The sequence below is a fragment of the Cupriavidus sp. 01T418 genome, from assembly GCF_056398885.1.
This window is the reverse complement of sequence record NZ_JBFTQG010000005.1, coordinates 88,731-113,382: the sequence shown is the minus strand read 5'-3', so window position 1 is coordinate 113,382 and position 24,652 is coordinate 88,731. Positions and strand designations below refer to the sequence as shown.

Genomic DNA, 24,652 nt, shown 5'->3' with positions numbered 1-24,652 from the left:
GAAGCAAAACGCTGGTTTGCTCCCCCATGAAATGCATGAAATGGGAGGGGCCGCCCAATCAAAATTCGGTGTGGCCGTGTGGAGCGCCCGAGGGGCGGGCCACACCCATCCGCGATGCGAAGCGAGCCGTGAAGGCACCAAAGGCCGCCTGCAGGCGGCCGGTCTGCCCGCGCCACGGGACCAGCCCGGGCGCGGGGACGCCTCAGTTCACATCAGCCCGCGCTGGCGCGCCAGCGCCAGCGCCGTGTCTTCGATCATGTCCTCCTGACCGCCAACCAGCCGCTGCCGGCCAAGCTCCACCAGGATCTCGCGTGCCGGGATGCGGTACTTGGCCTCGGCACGCTTGGCGAACAGCAGGAACGACGAATAGACCCCGGCATAGCCCAGCGTGAGCGCGTCGCGGTCGATGCGGATCGGATGGTCCATGATCGGCACCACCAGGTCCTCGGCGACGTCGGCAATGCGAAAGACATCGACACCGGTCTCGATGCCCATCCGCTCGCACACGGCTACCAGGACTTCCATTGGCGTGTTGCCGGCACCTGCGCCCAGGCCGGCCGCCGCGGCGTCGATGCGGGTGGCGCCGCAGGCGATCGCCGCCAGCGAGTTGGCGACGCCCATGGCCAGATTGTGATGGCCATGGAAGCCCAGCTCCGTTTCCGGGCGCAGCGCCTGGCGCACTGCCGTCAGCTTTTCGGTGACGTCGTGTGGCAGCATGTGGCCGGCCGAATCGGTGATGTACAGGCAATTGGCACCGTAGCTTTCCATCAGCAGCGCCTGCTTCACCAGCGTCTCGGCTGGCGCCATATGCGCCATCATCAGGAACCCGACGGTATCCATGCCGAGTTCGCGCGCCTTGCCGATGTGCTGTTCGGAGACATCTGCTTCCGTGCAATGCGTGGCCACGCGGATGGTATGGACGCCCAGGTCGTGGGCCATGCGCAGGTGGTCCACCGTGCCGATGCCGGGCAGCAGCAGGGCGGATACACGTGCCTGCTTCACCTCGCCCAGCACAGCCTGCAGGTAGGCTTCATCGCTGTGCGCGGGAAAGCCGTAGTTGACGGAGGCGCCGCCCAGGCCGTCGCCGTGGGTGACTTCCAGCAGCGGCACCCCGGCCGCATCCAGGCCGCGCGCAATGCGCTTCATCTCCTCAAGCGAGATCTGGTGGCGCTTCGGGTGCATCCCGTCGCGCAGGGTCATGTCATGCAGGGTAATGGTCTGTCCCATGTTTTCTCCTCAGGCGAGCGGGGGGGATGATGGCGTGCCGTGCGCCGGCGCGTCATGGCGCATGGCGGCGGCGATGCACTCGGCGGTGCGGGCAGCCGATGCGGTCATGATGTCGAGGTTCCCCGCATATTTCGGCAGGTAATCCCCCAGGCCCTCCACTTCCAGGAAGATGGAGACGCGCTTGCCGTCGAACACCGGCCCGTTTTTCAGCGTGTAGCCTGGGACATACTTCCGGACCTCCTCGATCATGGCGTGCACGGAGGCGGTGATGGCTGCCACGTCCGGGTCTTCATCGGTGAGGCAATGGATCGTGTCGCGCATGATCAGCGGCGGCTCGGCCGGGTTGATGACAATGATCGCCTTGCCCTGGCGCGCGCCACCCACCGCTTCAATGGCGCCGGCAGTGGTTTGCGTGAACTCGTCGATGTTGCGGCGCGTGCCCGGGCCGACCGAGCGCGACGACACGGTGGCAACGATCTCGCCATAGGCTACCGCCTGGACGCGTGACACGGCATAGACCATGGGGATGGTCGCCTGGCCGCCGCATGTCACCATGTTGACGTTCATCTCGTTGCTGCCGATGTGGGCGTCGAGATTGACCGGGGGCACGCAGTACGGTCCGATCGCCGCCGGCGTCAGGTCGATCACGCGCACGCCTCGCGCGGTCAGCGCGGCCGAATGGGCGGCGTGGACATAGGCGGAGGTGGCGTCGAACGCGATACGGATATCGTCGTCGGCAAGATGCGGCAGCAAGCCATCGATGCCGTCGCTGGTGGTCTTCAGGCCCAGCTCGCGCGCGCGGGCAAGGCCATCCGAGGTCGGATCGACGCCGACCATCCAGACCGGCTCAAGGATCTCGCTGCGGAGCAGCTTATAGAGGAGATCGGTGCCAATGTTTCCTGGCCCGATCAGGGCGCATTTGATTTTCTTCATGGAGCCTCGCGTGAGAGAAGTTCAGCGGCGCAGTTGCCCCTGTGGCCGAGGGACATGTCTGGTTGGAGTGGGACCTGCAGGACAGAAGCATCGGCAGTGCGCCAATGAACGCCCCATCGTAAGTGGAGCGACCCTCCGTTTCGTCGTCCGAACGAAGGATGCATGGCGCGAAGGGTAGAACGGCCGGCTGATGCAACGTGGCACCGATGCCGTGCATTGGTCTGATTTCCCCGGACAGGCCGATTGGGTGACAATCCATATTTGTCCAACCGGGCTGACCCGCCTAACCAAATGACTGCCACCATCGTGATGATCTTTCTCGTTGTCTACCTGGGGATGATTCTCGGTGGGCTCCCCTTCCTTCAACTGGACCGGACGGGAGTGGCACTGCTTGGTGCCATTGCCTTGATCAGTGTCGATGCCGTCAGTCTGGAAGAGGCAGCGGGCTCCATCCATCTGCCGACGGTGATCCTGCTGTTCTCCTTTATGGTGGTGTCGGCACAGATGCGGCTGGGCGGCTTTTACGACTGGATCACGCACCGGTTCGTTTCATTGTCGTTCAGTCCGCCCGGCTTGCTCGGGGCGCTTATCTTTGGCGTCGCGGCGCTGTCGGCCGTCTTCAGCAACGATATCGTCTGCCTGGCCGTTGCCCCGGTGCTGATCGATGCCTGCCAAAGGCGGCACCTCGATCCAATGCCCTATCTGCTGGCGCTTGCCTGTGCCTCCAATATTGGTTCCGCCGTCACATTGATCGGGAACCCCCAGAACATGCTGATCGGCCAGACGTTGCACATGCCGTTCTTTGCCTATGTTGGCGAGGCGATGGTGCCCGTGACCTTCGGTCTTTTGGCAACGTGGGCATTGATTGCCTGGCAGGCAAAGGGTCGCTGGTCGGCGCCCGCAAGCGCCGTGGGCATGCGCGATGAGGCGGCACGCCGTGCCGACGAAGTGCCACTGGACCGCTGGCAGACTGCCAAGGGCCTCACAGTTGCTGCCGTGCTCCTTGTGGCGTTCCTCGTTGGACTCTGGCCGCGCGAGCACGTGGCGCTCATCGGCGCTGGCGTGTTGTTGATGAGCCGGAAAATGCATTCAGCCCGGACGCTTGGCCTCGTGGACTGGGAACTCCTGGTCCTGTTCATGGCGCTCTTCGTCATCAATCATGCGCTACGGCAATCCGGCGTCGCCGCCGCCGTCATCGACGACTTCGCCGCTGCCGGACTTCACCTCGACCAGCTTGCACCGCTGTTCGGGGCCACCTTTGTTCTGTCGAACCTTGTATCCAATGTGCCGGCCGTGATGCTGCTACTGCCGCTGGCGCATCACGAGATGGCTGGACCGCTCCTTGCCTTGGTCAGTTCGCTGTCCGGCAACCTGTTCATCGTCGGCAGCATCGCGAACATCATCGTGGTGGATGCCGCGGCCAGGCGCAACATCCGAATCGATTGGCGTCGCCATGCGACAGTGGGTGTACCGGTGACACTCGTGACGCTGGCGATATCCGCTGCCTACCTGGCCCTTCGCGTGCATTTCGGCGCTTCGGGGGGATAGCTGCAGACCCTGCGGTCATTTGCGTAGCCGCAGCGCCGAGTGCGGCATTCGGTACCCCTTTTGACGCACCCTTTCCTGGGTGAGCGCGCATGACAATGCAATTGCATTGATTTGGTAGTTGATCTGCATTACCATGCAAGACATTCCCCTCTTCAACTGGAGAGCGCTATGCCTGCAACCCTCGAAGTCGAATCCACGTTGACCGACCGCTATCAGACAACGGTGCCGGAAACCGTGCGCCGCGCCCTGCGGCTGGGCAAGCGCGACAAGATCCACTACACGATCCGCCCCAGCGGCGAAGTCGTGCTGACGCGCGCCGAGGTATCCGAGGGAGACGACCCGGTGCTTGGGCAGTTCCTGGGCTTTTTGGCCCGAGACATCGCCAGCCATCCAGAGCGTCTGCAAGCCATTGATGGAGGTCTTGTACAGCGGTTACAGGCACTGGTCGGTGGCATCGACGTCGATCTCGATGCTCCCCTGTCGGCAGACGATGAATGAGCACAAGCAAGACTGGTCCCTTGGTCATCAACGGCTGGACGGTTTTTGCCCACCCCCTCTTCCTGGCGCAACTGGAAGCCCTGACCCAGCAAGTCGAAGCGTTCAAGCAAAAGGACCCTGTGGGCTACGCGAAGAAGAATGCCAGCAAGCGATTGGCCGCGATCGGCAAGTTGGCGTTTGACGTTATCCCGCAGGACCCAACCAGGCCAGAATATCGGCAAGGCAACAGTCTCGGCGACGAACACAAGCACTGGTTCCGCGCCGAGTTCTTTCAGCAGTACCGGCTGTTCTTCCGCTACCACGCGCCGGGCAAGGTGATCGTGTTCGCCTGGGTCAACGACGAGGACACCAAGCGCGCCTACGAAAGTAACGACCACGCCTACCGGGTGTTTCGCAGGATGCTGGAAAGCGGACATCCGCCAGACGATTGGCATCGGTTGCTGGCAGAGGTAAGTGCCGAGGGCCACCGCCTGCAGCGGTTTGCCACTGGGGCAACTCGCGCTTAGCGTTGCCATCCGATCTGGTGGTGCTCTGACATCCGCTGGTCGTCTCCGTCCCAACGCTCTGGCAGCGACTGCGACTGCCATGCGCCCTCCCGACACTTGCTAGCGCTGACAAGTGATGCCGGCGCGGGTTTTGCGCAGTGAGCCTCCGGTAGAGCCAGGTCAAATACCTGAACAACGTCGTCGTGCAGGACCATCGGGCGATCAAGCGCATCACCCGACCGATGCTCGGGTATAAAGCCTTTCGCTGCGCGAGCCTTCTCCTGGGTGGCATCGAGTTGATGCATATGATCGCCAAGGGGCAGATGCAGCGTCCCGGCCATGCTGCCGTGCGACAGTCCGGACTCCTCTACTTTGAAGGGAGCGTTTGGACGCTGCTCGCAGTTGACGGGGCAAGTAGCCCGAGCGTCGACGCTGAAGGCACCGCCTCCAGCATCGCCTGAAGCGTGTCCAGCACATTGGATATGCTATAGGCCGGCTCCCAGAACCGATTGGCCACTTGCAGATCCATGGCGGCTTCCCAGGCCGCCCACACTGCGCTGCCATATATACCAACCAGCGAGAGTCGCTGTTGAAGGATCTCGGGGGGAATATGGGGCAGCAGTGCCCCAAGGTGCGCCAGGCAGCGCCGATAACCCTTGTTCCAGGTTTCGCCTACCGCCTCCCGAAGCATTTCGCGATCGGTGAGTTGCACACTCGCGATCATGCGAATGTAGGTGTACTGGCCCGTCTGCTGGCCAAGTTCGAGCAGGGGGTACGCCAGCGCCTCGATCAAACCTCGTATCGACAGTGTTTGTGTCGCCTCCATCTGGTCAAGCATGGCCTGGCGCCGGGCATCGATGAGCTGAGCGCCGTCGCGCACCAACTCCTTGAGCAGGTCTCGCCTGGATCCGAAGTGATAGTGCAACGCGGCGTTGTTCCGCTGGCCCGCGGCCGACACGATCTCCTGCACTGTCACGCCTTCAACTCCGCGCAGGGCAAACAGCCGCTGTCCCGCCTGCTTGAGCCGAGCCCGCGTCTCCAAACCATCAGCCCTGAGGGTTTTCACTGATGTCATCTCTAGTTAAGCAATCTATATTAATTAAGACACACAACTTACTTATGCGCAAGGAGCGTATTAACATGCGAGTGATCATTGTAGGCGCGGGCATCGGAGGACTTTGTGCGGCACTGGCTCTGCGGCACCACGGCATCGACGCGGTAGTTCTCGAGCAAGCGGAAAAATTGACGGAGGTAGGGGCCGGCATACAGGTAGCAAGCAATGGAGCACTTGTGTTGCGTGAACTGGGCGTTGAAGCAGCCCTGGCTGCCGTTGCTACTCAGCCCGATGGATTTGACTACCGCGATCTGATCACTGGACGTCGACTGTATTTCGCGCCGCTCGGCCCGGAAGCCGCCAAGCGCTATGGTGCGCCGATGTACAACGTGCATCGTGCCGACCTGATTGACATCCTCGCGCGCGGGTTGCCTGCAAGTGCTATCCGACTCGGTGTCAAGGTCGCCTCTATTGGCCAGACCGCCGATCGGGCGTGGGTGGATCTTGTCGGAGGGGAGAGGGTCGAGGCTGACGTTGTGGTGGGTGCCGATGGTATTCACTCGGCCGTGCGTGCAGCGCTTCGGGGGCCGGAAAAGACTCAGTTCGCCAACATTCTGATGTGGCGCGCGCTGATTCCGGCCCATAAGCTTGCAGGCCTGCCGCTTCCCGTGCGAGGCAACAACTGGTTCGGCCCGGGACGCACCGTGATCTCGTATTGGGTGCGCCCGGACCTTTACAGCATTCTCGCGTCGGTGCCGGCGGGGGAAGTGCATCGCGAAAGCTGGAGCACCAGTGGCGACATCGAGGAACTACGACGCTCATTCCAGGGAGCCGAGCCGACGGTTACCGCATTGATTGACCAGGTGGAGACCAGCTTGATCACGGCAATGTATTACCGCGATCCGATCGAGCAGTGGAGCACCGGGCGCATCACGCTGCTTGGCGATGCTGCTCATGCCATGGTGCCATTCCTCGCGCAGGGCGCATGCCAATCCATCGAGGACGCCTGGACTCTGGCGGTCACCTTGGCAAGGGAGAGCAACGCGAGTATCGCCGAGCGACTGCTCGAGTATGAACGCCGCCGGCAACCACGCACCACACGCGTACAGGCCGGTGCCCGCGCCATTGTGAAAATGGTGCACGAATCCGATCCGGAGCGTGTGCGCGTACGAAATGGTCGCTGGAAAGGGATGGCTCGTATCGATCCCCTTGCCGAGACCTCCTGGGCCTTTGTATGGGGACACGACGAGCGCCTGGCAGCTCAGCAAGCTCCCGACGAAGTGGTGGGCATTGCCAATGCCCGCGAGGGGAGGCGCATGCAGCGGCCAGAGAGCCAGCGCGCATTCGACATCTGGAAAAATACATTCGCGCCGGAAGACGTGGCTCGCGGCCACGATGGCATGCGCGAGGCTTACGATCGCATGCTGCTGAGCCACTTCCCGGTGCCGCACGGCGCGTCCATAGAGCAAGTCGAACTCCATGGCGTGCAGGCGCTCAGAGTAGACGCCGCTGAAGCCTCAACAGAAAACCCCGTCGTGCTGCATTTTCATGGCGGCGCGTATGTGCTCGGTTCGGCGCGCAGTTCGCTGGAGTATGCGCATCGACTTTCCGCGGCAGTCCGCGGAGCCTGCTACACGGTCGAATACCGGCTGGCCCCTGAGCATCCCTATCCTGCCGCCGTCGACGATGCCCTGGACGCCTACCGTGGTCTTCTCGCTACCGGCGTCCCTTCTCGACAGATCATCCTCAGTGGCGAGTCGTCGGGCGGTGGACTGGCCCTGGCCCTGGCCATAGCGATCCGCAGCGCTGGCTTGCCTGCTCCTGCCGGCGTCTTCGCGGTCTGTCCCTTTGCCGACCTGTCGTTGAGCGATCCGAGCGTTCAGGCCCGCTCCGGAGACGACCCGGCAGCGCATCGGGATTCGCTGAGCCTGCTGGGAGCGTCCTACTTCCAAGGCCACGAGCCGACGGATCCGCTCGTCTCCCCTCTGTATGGTGACCTTCGCGGTCTTCCCCCGCTGCTTCTTGCTGCCGCGGAGGGCGAGGTACTCCAATGTGACACTATGCGACTGGCTGACAAGGCGCGGTCCAGCGGGGTAGACACGACGCTACGCGTCGTCGAGGATTCTGTGCATGTCTTCACGCTGTTTCCGTTCTTGCCCGAGGCGCGGCGGACATTGGCCGAATTTTCCGATTGGAGTCGGCAGCGCATTGGCTGCTCCGCACTGGCGGTGACGGCGGCCTGAAGGGCCAATGCCTGCAACGCCCGCCCGGGAAGATATGCCAACCGGGCGCGCGACTCGACTTCAATCGTCAGCCTTGTCCAACGCCTTAAGACGTACGACAAATTCGCAGCCTGGACCTACAGCGGCGGCGACCCCGAGCGCTCACTCACCAAGGATGAGATGCTCGAGACATCACGCTGTACTGGGTCCTGCTCGACACGTTGTTCAGGTACTTGACCTGGCGAATGACGATTGGGGTTTCCCGTTCGACGTTGATGTCATGCAGCGCCGCCAGGTTGGCCAGGCTGCCGTCTGGCGTGCTTTATTTTCCGTTTTCCGAAGCGGCCCCAAGCAATGCCTTGGCCTGCAGAAAGTCAGCGGAGTCGAAGCCTTCGGTGAAAGTGCCATGGATCTCAGTGAGCCTCAGCAGTGCAGCTTCCGTCTTGCCCTGTCGTTGCCATAGCCGCGCCAGACTTAGCGTCGCTCGCAGTTCGAACGACCTGGCATGTTGGCGGCGAGCTACCTCTATCGCTTTATCAAAACACGCTTCCGCTTCTTCTTCTGCTTCTTCGCCGTTAGCGGACTCATGGGGCAAAACGCGCAAACGAAGGAGCATCAACTCTCCTTTGAGCCGGTGCAATTCCGCTTCGTAGTAGCGTTCTCCGGTTCTGTCCGCCATGTCCATCGCCTCGGCCAGTACGCTCAGGCCTTTGTCGGCCTGCCTCGTATTTCCATAGGCTTCGGCCAGCAGAGCCAGGAAGTGTGGCCGCCCCAACTGAGCCCCAGTAGCCTGATAAGCGGTCAGACCTTCGTGTATCTGTGCGATGCCATCCTCACCGCTTCCCTGTTCGGCCAGGGCCCAGCCCCGAAGGATGGTTGCCCAGCCCAACCAGAACGGGAACCCCTGATCAGTCGAGAGCGCAATGGCCGCCTCGGCGCATTCTTGCACTTGCCGTGTCTCACGCCAAAACTGATGAAGCTCGGCCATGAAGATCAGGGCGTGCGCAAGGCTAAATGGCTGAGATATCTTGTGGGCCTGCGAAAGTGCCTCCTGGCCTCGCTTGCGGGCCTGATCCGGAAAGCCCTGATAGCACTGGATCCGGGCCAAAAAGGTCAACCAGCGTATCCCTGGGTCCATCCCGTAAAGAACAGCCTGGGTGGGAGGCCGCTCAGAGTTGTAGATTGCAGACACCTGTTCCAGATGGGCACGAGCCATGCTGAACTCTCCCAAAAAGAACAGAGTTGCACCGAGCGAGACATGCGCCTCCCCAAGAAGCTCCGGGTCCTGAGCGTTTTCAGCCAAGCTGAGCAAGCGCTCACCCAATTCACGTGACTTCTCCAACTCCGCGCGCAAGATGTAATACGTGCGCAGTCCAAGCTGCGCAGGAAAGAGCTGCGGCGTTTCTCCAGCCTGTCCGCATAATGCCAGCGCGCGGCTATAGGTCGCCTCCACCTCCGACGAGGCATGACCTCTGGCAGCAATCAGGGCCGGACCGATGGCAAGCAGCAAGGTGAGTTCCTGACTCGCGCGTTCGGGCGTGTCGGGCAGGCGCTTGAGCAGCCCCAGGGCCGCGCTGAGGTGACCAATCGCTTCAAAATTGGCGGAACGCTGGAGAGCCTGTTTCCCCGTGCAATGCAGGTACTCCACAGCCTTGGGATGGTTGCCGCTAAGGCTGTAGTGGCGTGCCAGTTCACTGCAGTAGTCCTTTAGCCGACTGTGGAAGAGTCCCTCGATGGCGTGAGCCGTGCGTTCATGCAGCACGCTGCGCTGTTCCTTGAGTAGAGAATTGCTGGCGACTTCCTGGGTGAGGGCATGCTTGAACGTATACTCCATCTCGGGGAAAGCAGGACGCTCGTAAATGAACTCGCCAGCCTCCAGGCGGGCCAGAAGATGGCGCAGTTGGTCATCCGGCTGCACGACGACCCGCTGGACCAGGCCCAAGGGAAACTCCTTGCCGATCACGGCAAGCGTCTGCAATAACTCCTTCTCAGCGCAGGGCAGCCGATCTATGCGGGCAGCCAGCACGCCCTGCACCGTGGTCGGGATATGCAGCGCCGCGGGCGTCTTCTCTATGCGGTATTTTCCGGGCTCGCCAAACAGTGCTTTCTCTTCGGACAAGGTCTGCACCACCTCCTCGATGAAGAAGGGGTTGCCCTCCGTCTTCTCCAGGATGAGCTCTTTGAGGGACATGAGTCCGGGGTCATCCCCAAGCAGGGCGGTGAGCAATCCCTGGGCCTCGACCTGGCCCAGTGGATTCAGCCGAAGTTGGGTGTAGAAGCGCTTGTGGCCCCAGCCATGCCGATACTCCGGCCGGTGGTTCAAGAGGAGGAGAATCCTGGCGCTCGGCAGGCGGTCGATGAGGACACCAAGGAAGGCTTCGGTTTCGCTGTCCAGCCATTGCAGGTCTTCGAACAGGAGTTCAATGGGCTGATTGAGGCTTTCCCGCACAAGCAGTCGCGTGATCGCTTCGAACGTACGTTGGCGCCGGATCTCGGGGTCCATGTTCGGCAGCGCTGAACCCGGCTCGCTGATTCCCAGCAAGTAGAGCAGGTAAGGCAGGAGGTCTTCCAGAGTGCGCTCCAACATAAGAACCCTGCCAGCCACCTTCTCCCGGCGCCTTCGCTCCTCGTCCTGGGGGATAATCTGAAAATAGTTCTTCAAGAGTTCGATTAGCGGCAAATAGGCAAAGGATTTGCCGTGCGAGACCGAGAAGGTCTCCAGCACCAGGCAGCCCCGCTGCGAGACCCCCTTGAACTCATGGAACAGCCGAGACTTTCCAACCCCGGCCTCGCCAACCACTCCGACGATTTGCCCTTGTCCTGCCTTGGTCAGGTCTAACGCCTTGTGCAATTGCTCCAGTTCGGGCTGGCGCCCGACAAAGCGGGCCAAGCCGCGACGCTCCGCCACCTGGAGGCGCGTGCGTAATGGCCCGAGGCGAAGCACCTCGTACACGGCGAGCGGCTCGGGGATGCCTTTTACCGGGGCGGCCCCCAAAGCTTTGAATTCGAAGTAACCCTCGGTCAGCCTGCATGTCTCCTCGCTCACGACAATGGACGAAGGCGTGGCGATGCTCTCCATGCGGGAGGCGATGTGAATTGTGTGCCCCACCGGGTCGTAGTCCGTGCGCAGGTCGTCCTTGCGGATGGAGCGCACCACCACCTCTCCCGTGTGGATCCCAACTCGAATCTGAAGCGGTATGCCCAGGTTCAGGCGGATCCGGTCACCGTGGCTGCGCATCGCCTCCTGCATGCGCAGCGCCGCATACAACGCCCGTTGGGGATGATCCTCGTGGGCGATGGGCGCGCCAAACAGGGCCAATATGCCATCGCCCAGGGACTTGGCCACGTAGCCCTCATAGTGGTGCACCGCCTCCATCATCAGGGCCATGACGGGGTCGATCAGGTGGCGGGCTTCTTCCGGGTCCAGATCGTGGATCAACGCCGTGGAGCCGGCCATGTCGGCGAACAGGGCAGTGATGGTCTTGCGTTCACCGGTAGTTGCTCCCCTGGCTTCCATGGCCTCCTGCTCGGCCAGAATACGCTCGGCCAAGTGGGGCGGGGTGTAGTGTATGGGGGCAGGAGGGCGGCTCGAAGACACTTCGGGTGAGTCGGCCAGGGATGAGCCACATTGGCCGCAAAACCTGGCGGCGGGGCTCGACTCGTGGCCACAGTTCGGGCAGAGCCGTGCAAGCTTGGCGCCGCAATCCTCGCAGAATTTGGCACCAGCGGGGTTCTCGAATCCGCAATTTGTGCAGCGCATATAGCCCTCGACTTCCTTGGCCTTCGTCTGCACGATTAGACGCTTTCCCCACTTCCATATCAAGATAGGGAGCGCCGGGGGCCTACGGCGGCGTCACCTTGCGCACGCCGCCAAGGCGAAGCCTCGCGGCCATGGTCACGAGATCGGCAAGCGAGCGGGCGTTCATCTTGCGCATGACCTGGCCGCGGTGCGCCTTCACGGTGATCTCGCTGATGCCCAGCTCGCCGCCTACCTGCTTGTTCATCAGGCCGGATACCACCAGCGCCATGACCTCGCGCTCGCGTTGGCTGAGCGAGGCGTGGCGCTCCTGGAGCGCCTTGAGCTCGGCCTGTTCTGTCCGTGCCATCCGGCTGCGCTCGATGGCCTGCCGGATTGCATCAAGCAGGACCTGGTCGTCAAAAGGCTTGGTGAGAAACTCAACTGCTCCCGCCTTCATGGCACGCACCGTCATCGGCACGTCGCCGTAGCCGGTGATGAAGATGATCGGCATGTCGGTGCGCTCGGATGCGATCAGGCTCTGAAGATCGAGACCGCTGAGATCGGGAAGGCCGACGTCCAGCACCAGGCAGTGCGGGGCCATGGCGCGTGGGCATTTGAGAAAATCCCGCGCGGAGGCGAACGTCTCCACCCTGAAACCCGCGAAACGGATCATCGCTTCCAGCGACTCACGCACGGAGATGTCGTCATCGACGACGAAGACGACCGGCGGGGCGTGCGCCGACGACGATTCCGGGCTATGTGCCATGGCGTGGGCTGGTGTCATCGGCAACTCCATCACAGACTTCCCGGGTGGATTCGGTTTGCCCGGAGCGCGGCCTGGATCGCGCCGAGCAAAGCGGTGTCGCTGAATGGTTTGAATAAGAACTCGACGGCACCCGGTTCGAGCATGCGCCGGCGCTGGGCCTCGTCCTCATGCGCCGTGATGAAGACGATCGGAACGGATTGGCGGCGTCGCAGCAGCTCGCGCCGCAGGTCCAGGCCCGACATGCCAGGCATGGCGATATCGAGGATCAGGCAGCGAGCCTGAACGACACAGCCGGAATCCAGGAATTCCTGCGCCGACGCAAACGCCAGCGCCGCAAAGCCGAACTCGCGCAACAGGTCGGGCAGCGCTTCGCGCACCGACTCGTCGTCGTCGACCACCGCGATCAGCGAACGGTCGGCCATCACGGGTTCCTCATGGACTGTTCATCGTCCGCGCGCGCGRCCCGAGCGGCGGCCTCGGGGCGATCGGCGGCCACCGTGCTGTCCGCATGGCATGGCATGGAGAAGGAAAACGTGGCACCAAAACTCCCGTTCGAGGTGGCCCACAAGCGGCCACCGTGGCTCTCGATGATGGAGCGGCTCACAGATAAACCGATGCCCATACCTTTCCCTTTGGTCGTGTAGAACGCATCAAAGAGCTTGCCCGCCTGCTCCGGGTCGAAGCCGACGCCGGAATCGGTCACTGCGAGCCGCAAGCTGTCGCCATCGTCCCGCCCGATGCTGAGCAGTATCTGCCGTGGACGGTCGTCGACGCTATCCATCGCCTCCACGGCATTGAGAAGCAAGTTCAGCACCACCTGCTGGAGCTGGACCCTGTCGCCTGCGACAGGCGGCAGGTCGTCGGCGGTTCTCAGTCGCAGCACGATCCGTCGTGTGCGGATCTCGCTGCGCAGCATCTCGACCACCTCGCGAACGGCTTCCACAAGATCGACCGCACCCGTCGTCACTGCCTCCTTCCTGAACAGCGCGCGCAGGCGTGTCATCACATCCGAAGCGCGGCGCCCGTCGCGCAGCGTGCGTCGCACGGTGTCGAGCGCGCCGTCGACATTGGGCGGCTCCGCGCTCAGCATGCGCAAGCCGGTGCTGGCGTTGGTCATGATGCCAGCCAGCGGCTGGTTGATTTCGTGCGCAATCGAGGCGGTCAGCGCACCCAGGCTGTTGACCCGACCCGCATGGGCCAGTTCGGCGCGCAGGCTGCCGAGCGCTGCTTCGGACTGACGCCGCTCGGTCACATCCTGCGCGGCACCGATGTACTCCAGCCGGCCCTGCGGGTCACGTGTGGCATGAGCCCGTATCAGCAGGTACTTGACCGAGCCGTCTGGCAACAGCAGGCGGTGGTCGTACTCCAGGTCCTTGCCCTCTTGCGCCCGCTCGAACATTGCGTGCAGCAGATGAAGGTCGCCAGGGTGGAGGCGCGCCGCGATCATGTCCATCGTTACCTGCACCCCTGGCTCGATCCCGTAGATGCAATAGAGTTGTTCCGACAAAGTGATCTCCCCGCTTGCCGGACGCCAGCAAAAGCTTCCGCTCAGGCTGAGTTGCTCCACGTTCGCCATCAGCGCCGCGCTTCGCCGCAGTTGTTGTTCCGCCCGTTTGCGCGCTGTGATGTCGCGCGTCACACCGAGTTGCATCATTACGCCGTCGCTGCCCCGCATCGGCGCCGCATGGGTTTCCATATGCATCCGCTCGCCGCGCAGGTTGATGATGTCGAACTCCAGGAAGCCCTTGGTGCCGGAACAGACCTTCTGGTTGAATTCGACGTAGCGGCTGCGATGCTCGGGAGCGACGACATCGTAGAAATTTTTCACCACCGGCGGTTCTGCGTACGGTGCCCCGGCCATGGCCGCTCCGGCTGAATTGACACGCAGCAGGGTTCCGTCGCGCGCGACAAGCTTCACGCATTCCGGCGTCGTTTCCACGATCGCGCGGAAGTCATTCTCGCTTCTCTTCAATGCGAGGTCGCTTCGTGCATGTTCGATGGCGATGCTCGCGACGTGCGTGAGCTGTCCAATCAGATCGCGCTGAAAAGGAGTCGGGTCCCCGGGCTCCGACCGAAAGAGCGTGAAGGTGCCGAGCGCTTCGTGGGTACACGACAGGATTGGCGTGGCCCAGCACGCGCGCAGTCCTCGTGCCAGCAGGCGCTCCCGCCATGGCGGCGTCCAGCGTGCCTCCGCCGCGACATCCGACACGATGCACTGTGATTTGGTCGCCGCCGCCATCCCGCAAGGGCCTTGGTCGGCCGAGACCGGGCTGCCGGCCGCAGGGCCGATGTGGGATGACGCGAGGTGTTCCGGAGCCCCCTGCTGGAACGTCTCGTCGTCCGGATCGATCAGCGAAACATTGCACAGGCAGTCGCCGGCGATGGCTTCGACCTGGCGGCACAAGTCGTCCAGCACCGCAGGCAAGGGCTGCCCGACAGCGATCATCTCGAGCAGGCGCTTCTCGGCCGCAAGCAGCGCTTCGGCGCGCTTGCGGTCGTCGATATCCGTCTGCAGGAAATACCACAGGACGATCCGGCCTGCGCTGTCGCGCAATGGAAAGCCCTGCACGTGGAACCATCGGTAGACGCCGTCCGCACGACGATGGCGGGACTCGGCCTCATAAGGCTGGCCAGTTCGGATCGACGCTTGAAGCCGGCTAACGGCCGCGTTCAGGTCATCCGGATGGGTCAGGCCGTTGCTCTTCCAGGCCTTGAGTTCCTCGAGGGCCACCCCCGCGTATTCCAGCGTATGGCGGTTGGCATGGAAGACGTCACCCTCCGGCGTGAAAAGTATGACCCGCGCGGGCAGGCTATCCACGATCCGCCGATAGCGGTGCTCTTGCGCGCGCAGCGCATCTTCAGCCCGTTTGCGGTCCTCGATATCCGTGTTGATCCCGCACCACTTCACGACCTCGCCGGCAGCGCTGGAAATCGGACTGGCACGGCAAAGGAACCAACGATACACGCCATCGAAGCGCCGCATGCGTGCCTCTGCCTCACCCGCCTCGCGGGCAGCAATGGTGCCTCGCCAAGATGCAAGCAGCGCGGGCCGGTCGTCGGGGTGGAACGCCGCCAGCCAGCCCTCGCCCGACGCTTGCTCGACGGAAAGCCCCGTGTATTCGCACCAGCGTCGATTCACAAAGTCGGTACGGCCGTCGGGGAAGGCAGTCCATACCAACCCTGGCAGCGCATCCACGGTGCGGCTGAGTTCATCTTCCATCACGGTCCTTTCCTGCCGACACTCCATGGCGCAACGATCGCTGCGTGCGGTCGGGTAGTCAAATATACCTTGGTATCGGTCCTGGCGTGGATCGACTGCGTGGCACGCCAGGGCAACGACCCAGCCGCATCCGGCATGCCGGCCAGGCACCGGTGCGCAGCTGTCGCCAATACCAAGGTCCAATAGACCTGGCGTTGGCCCCGGGCTAACTTGCCGGTGAACGCGCCGAAGTGCCCCTTCCATAGCTACCACTACCCGGCCTGCGGAGTGGGCGTGGTGCGGGCGATCGCCGCCATCGCGAACCGGGCTTGAGGCCGGCGCACTTCTCGTTCGGCCGTGGCATCGCCCGGTTGGCAGGCATGGCGCCACGTTGGTGAGCCCGGCAACCGCGCCCGGCGATCGGGCGCTTTAACAAAGTGGAATCAGTATGCAATTGTTTGACAATACGGAATCGGAGGTCACGCGCCTGACTCGCCGGAGCTTCCTTGGCGCTTCCGCCGTCGCGGCAGGGTATGGCATGGGACTGGTCGCGCTTGCTGACGAGGCAACTGCCGCGCCGGTATCCGCGGATGCCGGCAGCGCGTCCGACGCGATCCGGCCTTTCCGCATCGCCGTTCCGCGCGAGGCGCTGGTGGACCTGCGCCGGCGGATCTCCGCAACCCGCTGGCCCTCGCGCGAAACGGTCGCCGACGAATCGCAAGGTGTGCGCCTCGCAACCATGCAGCAGCTGTCCCGCTACTGGGCTACCCAGTACGACTGGCGCAAGGTCGAGGCAAGGTTGAACGCATTGCCGCAATTCATGACGACCATCGATGGTGTGGACATCCACTTCATCCATGTACGTTCGAAGCACCCGAATGCGCTGCCCGTCATCGTCACGCACGGATGGCCTGGATCGGTGATCGAGCAATTGAAGATCATCGGCCCGCTCACGGACCCGACAGCTCACGGTGGTCAGGCTGCCGATGCGTTCGACGTGGTGATCCCGTCGATCCCCGGCCACGGATTCTCGGGCAAGCCGACGACCACGGGCTGGGATCCGGTGCGCATCGCCCGCGCCTGGATCTTGCTGATGAACCGGATCGGCTACAAGCAATACGTGGCGCAAGGTGGCGACTGGGGCGACGCCATCACCGAGCAGATGGCGCTGATCGCGCCACCGGAACTGCTTGGCATTCACGTCAACATGCCCGCTACGCTGACGGCCAATATCTCGAAGGCGCTCAAGTACAACGAGCCGGCGCCGGCCGGACTCTCTGCTGACGAACAGCACGCATACCAGCAGCTCGACACCTTCTACAAGCACGGGCTGGGCTACGCCATCGAGATGACAAATCGCCCGCAGACGCTCTATGGTATCGAGGACTCTCCCATCGGTCTTGCGGCCTGGATGCTCGACCACGACGCCGCCAGTCAAGCGCTGATTGCCCGCGTGTTCGACGGCCAGAGCGAAGGGCTCACGCGTGATGACATCCTCGACAACGTCACGCTGTACTGGCTTACCAGGACGCCCATCTCGTCGGCACGTCTTTACTGGGAGAACAAGCTTGCGTTCTTCGACATCAAGAACGTCCGGATTCCGGTGGCAGTGAGTGTCTTCCCTGACGAAATCTATGCAGCGCCGCGAAGCTGGACCGAGCGCGCCTATCCGAAGCTCATCCACTACAACCGGCTCCAGAAGGGCGGCCACTTTGCCGCATGGGAGCAGCCCAAGGTCTTTGCCGAAGAGCTTCGTGCGGGCTTCAGGCCCTTGCGCGCAGCAGTAGCGGGTTGAGTGCGCGACGGCCCATTCACGAGATCCCAAGCTTTCGACACAAGGATGAACACCGGAAATGAAGTACATCACGTCAGCTTCCGACCAACCTGCGGCGTCGAGGGGACGCTCTTGCCGCGTCGCGTGATTTGGGTCGCGGCGCGGCCGTCGACACAAGCCTTTGCGGACGCTGTGATCGAAGTTGCCAGCTACTAAGCAGACCTGGCGTTGTCCCCGGGGTAGCTTGCTTGCCGGAACGCAGCCTTCAGATGGGATATCCACGGCAATAGTGCCGCTGCACAACCGCACGCTGGCATGCCGGAGTTTCCCGATGATGCGAACCGTGGTTCTTCAATGTCACCTCCGTCAGAGGATGCCTTTGCTTGAAGGAGTGCACCATGCGCCCGCGATATGCAACTGAAGAGGACTGGCCAGAGGTCGAAGCGCTTCTGAGCGCTTCGTCATTAGCTGTCGACGGGATGCACGAGCACATCACGCAGTACATCGTGATCCGTGACAACGCCGGACTGCTGGGCTGCGCCGGAATAGAGCGATACGAGACGACGGGCGTGCTTCGAGCACTCGCCGTCGTGCAACGCGCAAGGTCGGCAGGCGTCGGCGAACTGCTGATTGCCGCCATCGTGGCTGACCTTCGGCTGCGAGGCGTCGAATCGATCGTGCTGCTGACAAAGAGTGCGTCCGGCTATTTCGCGCGCCTGGGCTTCACGCCGATCGACATTTCAGAGCTGCCGCAATCAGTCCGCCCCGCTCACGAGTTCGGACGCGACCGGCATGACGTCGGGATGTTGATGCGGACCGCCTTATGAGAGCGAGCCTTCGCCGGCGGTGCTGACTTCGATATTCCTGCCAGCGATGTACGCCATCCTCCTGCCGAGGAAAACGATGCCGCCGATCAGCGTGTAGGCCACCCGGGTTCGACAGTTTGAGCTCACCCGATATTCGCCATTTCTGACCGTCAGCACTGTGTCGGGCCTCGTTCGCAGGTCCTCCAGCGGCTCGGTAGCCTACCAGATCGCCTCAAAGCGACTCAACACAGCCCGCATCCCACCAACTGGACCTCTGTCTATACCGGGCATAGTAGTAATATGCACCTGGTGCGAAATTTGCTTCCAATGGGGCCGTGCGCGATGGGGGCAGCCCCATCGGTACCAGGGCCATTCGTGCGTCGCTCTGCGCACCAAAGCGCGGGGAGCAGGGAACTCCGACTGCGAAGGCCGCTGAAGCCACGTCGGCCGCCTCGAAGCGCTATGACAGGGCGGAATCGGCTCTTAAACGTCAAAGCTGTCCGGAGAGGAGCAACCCCAAAAGTTATGAAGGCTTTCGATGCACAGATCAGGCTGTTCCTGGCAATAGCGCAGGCTCGGTCCATTTCAGGCGCTGCGATGGCGCTTGGGCTTACCCAATCCGGATTGAGCCGTCAGCTGGCTCACCTCGAAGCCGCAGTAGGCCAAAAGCTGTGCGAGCGCCACGGGCGCGGGGTCTCCCTCACTGACGCGGGGCAGAAACTTCAAGCAGCCGCACAGACTGCCTATGAGGTCATCGACAACACGGTTCTTCAATTGCGCGAGGAGCAAGGAGTCAGCCAAGGCCGCCTTAGGGTGGCTGTCATTCATACACTCAGCTACTACTTCATGCCGGACATTGTCTCTCGATTCATGAGTCAGCGTCCAAATGCCAACGTCTCGCTCCTGGGTAGAAGTTCGCCGGAAGTTGTAGAGCTGGTGGAGGCGGGCAAAGCGGACCTGGGCTTCGTTTACGACGTAGCCGTGGCCTCTGATGCCGTCGAGATCGTGCCGCTTTTCGACGACGCCATGTGCTTGATCGTCAGCCAGAACTCGCCCATGGCCGCCCTTGAAGGGGTCGACCTGGAGGCGCATAAAGTTTCTCTTGTCGCCTTTCCTGCGCACTATGCTCTCCGGCGAATGCTGCACAGAAAAGGATTCGACGCGAATGTCGTGGCGGAGGTCGAGACGGTCGACGCGATGCTCAGGCTTGTCGCATCGACAGGCGGTCAGTGCGTTTTGCCAGAGCGGGTGCCAACCCATCTGCTCGAAAACTATGGGCTGTCACGCGTGCGCATATTGAATCCTCCTCTCAGCCGGCGTGTCGTCGCCATTACAAAGCGGGAAAAAGCACAGACAGCGCTGGTGAAACACATGCTCGAGATCACCAAAGCGCTCTGAGGTAGTACTCAAAGTCATACCAACTATGAGCGCGCCGCGCTATCACAGTCCATTCTGACTTCCCATAATCCAATCGAACCGACACCCCGCGGCCAGGTCGGGCTGGTGCCGAAGCTTGCCCCCATCGAGGCGAAGCCGAGGCATTTCAATAGAGGCCGGGCGCCCGGGTCTGCCCGGAGACGAACAGGATTGGAAGCAAAATGGAACTTCGCTCCAAGGAATACTTCGACGAACGCGCAACGCAGGAGATGCGTGCCCACCTTAAGCCCCGAGAGCGCACGCTGCAGCAAACGCTGGCCTATGCCTGCCGCATCCTGGCCATGACCGGACAGGAAGCTGGCCTGGCTGGCCAGATCAGTGCGCGATCGGACCGCCCGGGCGCCTACTGGACGTTGCGCTTCGGACTGGGCTTTGACGAAGCCACTGAAGCCGACTTTATCGAAGTCGACCAGGATCTGAATACCCTCAGTGGTACCGGGATGGCCAATCCGGCAACCCGGTTCCATCTGTGGGTGTACGCCGATCGCCCCAACACCCACAGCATCATCCATACGCATTCCCCATATGTGTCGGCGCTTGCAGCGGCCAGGCAGCCGCTGGTCGTATCGCAGATGGACATGACGCCGTTTCACAATGATTGCGCGTTCCTTGCGGAATGGCCCGGGGTTCCCATCGCCGACCAGGAGGGCGTGATTATTTCCGGCGCCCTCGGCGGCAAGCGCTCGATCCTGCTGGCAAGCCACGGCCAGTTGACCACCGGACGCAGTGTCCAGGAGGCGACTTATCTATCCGTGTACCTGGAGCGCGCTGCACGCATGCAGGTGCGTGCCCGCGTCTTTGGTCCCCTTACTCCGCTGCCGGATGACCTCGCCAGCGAAGCGCACGACTATCTGCTGAAGCCTTCCATCGTTGATGGCACCTTCGACTATTGGTGCCGTCAGACGGAGCGTTAGGTCCAGCCCTCGCAGCCGGTAGCCACCGCCCGGCGACCTATTGCATGTGTTCGCCCCACCGTCGCGCTCGCGCGAAGAGTCAACCAGGATCGGGACCTTCACAGCGGCCTACCAGCGAACGGCGCGCCAACATGGTGCGAATGGCAGCCGGCGAAGCACACCACCCCCACCGAGTAAGTCAGAAAGGCACGCCATGTATCCAGTCAATTCACAGACGGGAATTCCCAGCACGGCTACTGTTGGGAAATCCAGGCAGCATACTGTCGCCGGCATCGCCAGCATGCTGGGAACGACCATCGAATGGTACGACTTCTTTATCTACGGCACGGCAGCCGCTTTGATCTTCAACAAGATCTTTTTCCCCAGCTTCGACCCTATCAGCGGGACATTGGCTGCATTCGCAACCTACTCCGTCGGCTTCTTCGCCCGTCCGCTTGGCGGTATCGTCTTTGGCCACTTTGGCGACAAGGTCGGAAGGAAATCGATGCTTCTGATCACACTTGTGATGATGGGGGTTCCAACCATCGTCATCGGTCTGATCCCCACTTACGAGCAGATTGGCTATTGGGCTGCGGTCGTTCTGGTATTGATGCGCTTGATCCAAGGCCTGGCCGTCGGCGGCGAATGGGGAGGAGCAGTCCTCATGGCCGTCGAACATGCCCCCGAAGGCAAGAAAGGCTTCTTCGGTAGCCTTCCTCAAACTGGCGTTGCTCCGGGTCTTATTCTTTCGTCCCTGGCGATGGCAGCAGTTGCGAGACTGCCTGAGGCGGACATGCTGAGTTGGGGTTGGCGCATCCCGTTCCTGGCCAGCGTCCTGCTCCTGGCGGTTGGCTGGTTCATCCGGATTCGTGTCACCGAGTCACCCGATTTCGAGAAAGTGAAGCAACGCGGCCAAGAGGTCGAAGTGCCGGTAGTCCATGTGGTCAAACACCATTGGCTATCGCTGCTGAAGGTTTCCGGCGCGCGGATGGCGGAAGTCACCTGGTTCTATACCGTCGCCACCTTTGGGCTCACCTACGGCACGATGAAGCTGGGCCTGCCCAAGACAATGATGCTGAATGCCGTCATAGCCGGTGCTGCTGTCGCCCTGTTCACGATGCCGCTCACGGGCATTCTCGGGGACAAGATCGGGTACAGGAAGATCTTTGCGGCTGGCTCGCTGTGTATCTGCCTCTTTGGCTTCGCGTTCTTCAAGCTTCTGGGATCTGGCAGCGTCGGCGCCGTGTATCTCGCGATGGTGGTCGCCATCGGCTTGATCTACGCGATGTTGTATGGCCCACAAGGCAGCTTGTTCTCTGTCCAGTTCCCTCCCGAAGTCCGTTACACCGGCATCTCCCTGGCGGTACAAGTGTCCGGTGCGATCGGGGGTGGTCTTGCACCGCTCGTGGCCACCTGGTTGCTTGCCCTCGGAGACGGTAGTCCCCTGTATCTCGCTTGCTACCTCACCGGGTTGGGTTGCCTGTCGATTTTCTGTGTTTCTCGTATGAAGGCTGGTGAGTGATGGCTAAAACGATCGACTACTACTTCTGGATCAATTCGGACTGGGCATATCTCGGACACGGTCGCCTGGTGGAACTTGCTGAACGCCAGCACGCCACCATCAACTACATGCCTGTAGATCTGCCGTACGTCTACTCGAAGACCGGAGGCATATTGCTCGGGCAGCGCGCTCACGAGAGGCAAGCCTACCGGATTACCGAACTCGCCCGTTGGTGCAAACGGTTGGGAATTCCGGTAAATCCCCAGCCCAAGTACATGTGCCCGAACGGTGATCTCGCCTCGTGCATGGTCATTGCGGCGAAGATCGCGGGGCTTTGCGAGGGCACCCTGGCCCAGGCGATTCTTCATGCCGAATGGCTGGAGGATCAAGACATCTCCTCTCCAGAGACGCTGCAAACCATCGCCCGCTCGCTGGGCTTGGATGGCCATGCACTTCTCAGCCAAGCCGAAACGCCAGCAATCAAGGCGGAGTACAGAAAGTACACCGAAAACGCAATCACTGACGGGGTCTTTGGCTCGCCCGCGTATGTCTATCGTGAAGAAGTGTTCTGGGGCCAGGATCGCCTCGATTTTCTGGAGGATGCCCTCGCCTCCACCTGAACCTGAAGGATGGGGCACCGACAGGGCCACCTCCGGCGTCGAGCTGATGCATCGCATTCGAAAAGGTCAGTTCGACCTCACAAAGCTGCGCCTCAAGGATGCCACTGCGCCTGCTGTTTGGCAGGCGGCGATTAGAGGAGGCGCGCAAGTGCGCCGGGTCAGGCCCCCGCCCGTCGCGGCGCCACCATCGACACCACGAACGCCACGACGATATTCGTGACAAGCGCAATCAGGCCGATGTAAAGCGGATAGGTGGCGCCGCCGAGGTGCAGCGCAAACACCGGCTTGAGCCCCTGCGAAATCGCCATGCCCGTGCCCAACACGATGCCCACCAGCCAGCCGAGAAACAGCCCAGGCGTGCTGAGCCGGCGCGTGTAAAGCGAAAACACGATTGCCGGAAAAATCTGCAGGATCCACACGCCGCCGAGCAACTGCAGATCGATGGCGTACTGGGTGGGGAAGAACACGATGAACAGCAACGCGCCGAACTTCACCACGAGCGAGGCTATTTTTGCGGTCGACGCTTCCGCCGCCGGCGTGATGTCTGGCGCAACCAGCGGGCGCCACAGATTGCGCGTGAAGAGGTTCGCAGCGCCGATCGACATGATGGCCGCCGGCACCAGCGCGCTGATCGCGATCGCCGCCGCAGCAAAGCCAACGAACCAGGCAGGGAACAGCGTTGCGAACAGCGTTGGCACCACGTCAGAGGCCGAGGTGACCTTCACCCCGGCGGCTATCGCCATGTAGCCGAGCAGCGCGATCAGGCCGAGCAACAGCGTGTAGGCCGGCAGCAGCATGGCATTCTTGCGGATCGTCGTCGCGGATGATGAAGACAATATTGCCGTCATCGTATGCGGGTACATGAACGCGGCTAACGCAGAACCCAGCGCGAGCGACGCGTAGGCGGTGAACTGCGCCGGCTTGAGGACAATGCCGGTCGCGCCACCCTTGGCCAGGAAGAACTGATCGGCAGCGTCGAACACATGCGCATAGCCACCCAGCTTCGACGGGATCAGCCAGACCGCCGCGATCACCACGATGTAGATCATGATGTCTTTCACAAACGCGATCATTGCCGGCGCGCGCAAGCCGCTCGCGTACGTGTAGAGCGCCAGGATCACGAAGGCGACGATCAACGGCATCTCGCCGCTCACGCCAAGCCCCTTGATCACGACCTGCATGCCCACCAGTTGCAGCGCGATATACGGCATCGTCGCGAAAATTCCGGTCACCGCCACCGCGGCGGGAAACCACTTGCCGCCATATTCGCCATGCACGTAGTCAGCTGCGGTGATGTGATTCCTTGCCTTCGCGAGCGTCCACAGCTTCGGCATGACCGCGAAGACGAACGGGTACACGATGATCGTGTACGGCAACGCGAAGAACCCGTAGGCGCCCACCGAGTACACCAGCGCGGGCACGGCAATCACGGTGTAGGCGGTATAGAAATCGCCGCCAACGAGGAACCAGGTGATCAGCGTGCCGAACTGGCGGCCGCCGAGCCCCCACTCATGCAACTGCGTCAGGTCACCGCGCTTCCAGCGCGCGGCAAAGAACCCGATGACCGTGACCAGAATGAAGAAAAAAATGAAAACGGTCATGGCGACCGTATTGACGGGGGGCGCGTCGTTCATTTCATGCCCCGGTACACGATATAGATCAGCAGCGAGGTGAGCGGCACCCACAGAAACTGATACYAGTAGAAAAACGGAAATCCGGCAAAGGACGGCTGCGTGTCGTTATAGAAGGGCAGCCACAGCAACGCGATATATGGCAGCAGCAAGGTGAGCCATAGCCATGAACCGCCGGCGGAGTTGCCAGATTCCATGAGTTCCCCCTAACGGTCCGTCACCGGGACCGGTCTCCTGACGTTTAGCGGCTATCGCTGGCATGCCCGCGCCAGTACCGTTGTCGGGCTATCTGGCAACAATACGTGTCAGCGCAGGTATC

Annotated in this window: 20 protein-coding genes and 3 pseudogenes; 12 read left to right on the top strand and 11 right to left on the bottom strand. The window is 62.1% G+C overall.

The window, feature by feature from the left end:
- Nucleotides 1-207: 207 nt before the first annotated feature.
- Nucleotides 208-1,227: a 4-hydroxy-2-oxovalerate aldolase gene (gene dmpG, locus AC1DQ3_RS07965; protein WP_477119633.1), complete on the bottom strand. Its 1,020-nt coding sequence runs from the start codon at nt 1,225-1,227 to the stop codon at nt 208-210.
- A gap of 9 nt (nt 1,228-1,236) precedes the next feature.
- Nucleotides 1,237-2,160 (bottom strand): acetaldehyde dehydrogenase (acetylating), encoded by a 924-nt coding sequence (locus AC1DQ3_RS07960; protein ID WP_477119632.1) that lies wholly within the window; start codon nt 2,158-2,160, stop codon nt 1,237-1,239.
- 291 nt (nt 2,161-2,451) lie between these two features.
- Here AC1DQ3_RS07960 and AC1DQ3_RS07955 point away from each other — a divergent pair, with 291 nt between their 5' ends.
- The 4 genes and pseudogenes from AC1DQ3_RS07955 to AC1DQ3_RS07940 all read left to right on the top strand — a co-directional run.
- Nucleotides 2,452-3,708 carry an anion transporter gene (locus AC1DQ3_RS07955; protein ID WP_477119631.1) on the top strand — a complete coding sequence of 419 codons (1,257 nt, stop codon included), beginning with the start codon at nt 2,452-2,454 and terminating at the stop codon, nt 3,706-3,708.
- A gap of 168 nt (nt 3,709-3,876) precedes the next feature.
- The gene (locus AC1DQ3_RS07950) at nt 3,877-4,206 is read left to right on the top strand and encodes a type II toxin-antitoxin system PrlF family antitoxin (protein ID WP_477119630.1); all 330 of its coding nucleotides are present in this window, start codon (nt 3,877-3,879) and stop codon (nt 4,204-4,206) included.
- Nucleotides 4,203-4,712 carry a type II toxin-antitoxin system YhaV family toxin gene (locus tag AC1DQ3_RS07945; protein ID WP_477119629.1) on the top strand — a complete coding sequence of 170 codons (510 nt, stop codon included), beginning with the start codon at nt 4,203-4,205 and terminating at the stop codon, nt 4,710-4,712. The genes AC1DQ3_RS07950 and AC1DQ3_RS07945 overlap by 4 nt, the downstream gene beginning before the upstream one ends.
- A 155-nt stretch (nt 4,713-4,867) precedes the next feature.
- Nucleotides 4,868-5,029: pseudogene (locus AC1DQ3_RS07940) on the top strand (DDE-type integrase/transposase/recombinase); the annotation flags it as partial.
- A 29-nt stretch (nt 5,030-5,058) separates the two neighbouring features.
- Here the strand turns inward: AC1DQ3_RS07940 and AC1DQ3_RS07935 are convergent.
- On the bottom strand, nt 5,059-5,757 hold the full coding sequence (locus AC1DQ3_RS07935; RefSeq protein WP_477119628.1) for a TetR/AcrR family transcriptional regulator: 699 nt from the start codon (nt 5,755-5,757) through the stop codon (nt 5,059-5,061).
- A 74-nt stretch (nt 5,758-5,831) separates the two neighbouring features.
- On the opposite strand from AC1DQ3_RS07935, the gene AC1DQ3_RS07930 reads away from it, so the two are divergent.
- Complete coding sequence (locus AC1DQ3_RS07930; RefSeq protein ID WP_477119627.1) at nt 5,832-7,988, top strand: alpha/beta hydrolase fold domain-containing protein; 2,157 nt, start codon at nt 5,832-5,834, stop codon at nt 7,986-7,988.
- Nucleotides 7,989-8,184: 196 nt separating this feature from the next.
- On the opposite strand, the pseudogene AC1DQ3_RS07925 reads toward AC1DQ3_RS07930, so the two are convergent.
- The 5 genes and pseudogenes from AC1DQ3_RS07925 to AC1DQ3_RS07905 form a co-directional block, all read right to left on the bottom strand.
- Nucleotides 8,185-8,286: pseudogene (locus tag AC1DQ3_RS07925) on the bottom strand (IS6 family transposase); the annotation flags it as partial.
- Nucleotides 8,287-8,289: 3 nt separating this feature from the next.
- Nucleotides 8,290-11,727: an adenylate/guanylate cyclase domain-containing protein gene (locus AC1DQ3_RS07920; RefSeq protein WP_477119801.1), complete on the bottom strand. Its 3,438-nt coding sequence runs from the start codon at nt 11,725-11,727 to the stop codon at nt 8,290-8,292.
- An 82-nt stretch (nt 11,728-11,809) separates the two neighbouring features.
- Nucleotides 11,810-12,490 carry a response regulator transcription factor gene (locus AC1DQ3_RS07915; protein ID WP_477119800.1) on the bottom strand — a complete coding sequence of 227 codons (681 nt, stop codon included), beginning with the start codon at nt 12,488-12,490 and terminating at the stop codon, nt 11,810-11,812.
- Between the two features lie 11 nt (nt 12,491-12,501).
- A complete protein-coding gene (locus tag AC1DQ3_RS07910) occupies nt 12,502-12,894 on the bottom strand; it encodes a response regulator (RefSeq protein ID WP_477119626.1) in 393 nt (130 codons plus the stop codon).
- Complete coding sequence (locus AC1DQ3_RS07905; protein WP_477119625.1) at nt 12,894-15,692, bottom strand: PAS domain S-box protein; 2,799 nt, start codon at nt 15,690-15,692, stop codon at nt 12,894-12,896. The genes AC1DQ3_RS07910 and AC1DQ3_RS07905 overlap by 1 nt, the downstream gene beginning before the upstream one ends.
- Nucleotides 15,693-16,119: 427 nt before the next feature.
- Between AC1DQ3_RS07905 and AC1DQ3_RS07900 the strand changes: the two genes are divergently transcribed.
- Nucleotides 16,120-17,466, top strand: a complete 1,347-nt coding sequence (locus AC1DQ3_RS07900; RefSeq protein ID WP_477119624.1) for an epoxide hydrolase family protein — start codon at nt 16,120-16,122, stop codon at nt 17,464-17,466.
- 377 nt (nt 17,467-17,843) lie between these two features.
- Nucleotides 17,844-18,272, top strand: coding sequence for a GNAT family N-acetyltransferase (locus AC1DQ3_RS07895; protein ID WP_477119623.1), 429 nt, complete (start codon nt 17,844-17,846; stop codon nt 18,270-18,272).
- Here the strand turns inward: AC1DQ3_RS07895 and AC1DQ3_RS07890 are convergent.
- On the bottom strand, nt 18,267-18,398 hold the full coding sequence (locus tag AC1DQ3_RS07890; RefSeq protein WP_477119622.1) for a hypothetical protein: 132 nt from the start codon (nt 18,396-18,398) through the stop codon (nt 18,267-18,269). The genes AC1DQ3_RS07895 and AC1DQ3_RS07890 overlap by 6 nt on opposite strands.
- A gap of 378 nt (nt 18,399-18,776) precedes the next feature.
- Here AC1DQ3_RS07890 and AC1DQ3_RS07885 point away from each other — a divergent pair, with 378 nt between their 5' ends.
- The 5 genes and pseudogenes from AC1DQ3_RS07885 to AC1DQ3_RS07865 form a co-directional block, all read left to right on the top strand.
- Nucleotides 18,777-19,649: a LysR family transcriptional regulator gene (locus AC1DQ3_RS07885; RefSeq protein ID WP_477119621.1), complete on the top strand. Its 873-nt coding sequence runs from the start codon at nt 18,777-18,779 to the stop codon at nt 19,647-19,649.
- A gap of 200 nt (nt 19,650-19,849) precedes the next feature.
- Nucleotides 19,850-20,602: an aldolase gene (locus tag AC1DQ3_RS07880; protein ID WP_477119620.1), complete on the top strand. Its 753-nt coding sequence runs from the start codon at nt 19,850-19,852 to the stop codon at nt 20,600-20,602.
- Nucleotides 20,603-20,795: 193 nt separating this feature from the next.
- Nucleotides 20,796-22,103, top strand: coding sequence for an MFS transporter (locus AC1DQ3_RS07875; RefSeq protein ID WP_477119619.1), 1,308 nt, complete (start codon nt 20,796-20,798; stop codon nt 22,101-22,103).
- Nucleotides 22,103-22,702 (top strand): DsbA family protein, encoded by a 600-nt coding sequence (locus AC1DQ3_RS07870; protein ID WP_477119618.1) that lies wholly within the window; start codon nt 22,103-22,105, stop codon nt 22,700-22,702. The genes AC1DQ3_RS07875 and AC1DQ3_RS07870 overlap by 1 nt, the downstream gene beginning before the upstream one ends.
- Before the next feature lie 31 nt (nt 22,703-22,733).
- Nucleotides 22,734-22,835: pseudogene (locus AC1DQ3_RS07865) on the top strand (IS6 family transposase); the annotation flags it as partial.
- A gap of 25 nt (nt 22,836-22,860) precedes the next feature.
- Here AC1DQ3_RS07865 and mctP read toward each other — a convergent pair.
- Together mctP and AC1DQ3_RS07855 are read right to left on the bottom strand one after the other, a co-directional pair.
- A complete protein-coding gene (gene mctP / locus AC1DQ3_RS07860; protein ID WP_477119617.1) occupies nt 22,861-24,336 on the bottom strand; it encodes a monocarboxylate uptake permease MctP in 1,476 nt (491 codons plus the stop codon).
- Complete coding sequence (locus tag AC1DQ3_RS07855; protein WP_477119616.1) at nt 24,333-24,530, bottom strand: DUF3311 domain-containing protein; 198 nt, start codon at nt 24,528-24,530, stop codon at nt 24,333-24,335. Before AC1DQ3_RS07855 ends, mctP begins: the two co-directional genes overlap by 4 nt.
- Nucleotides 24,531-24,652: the final 122 nt, after the last annotated feature.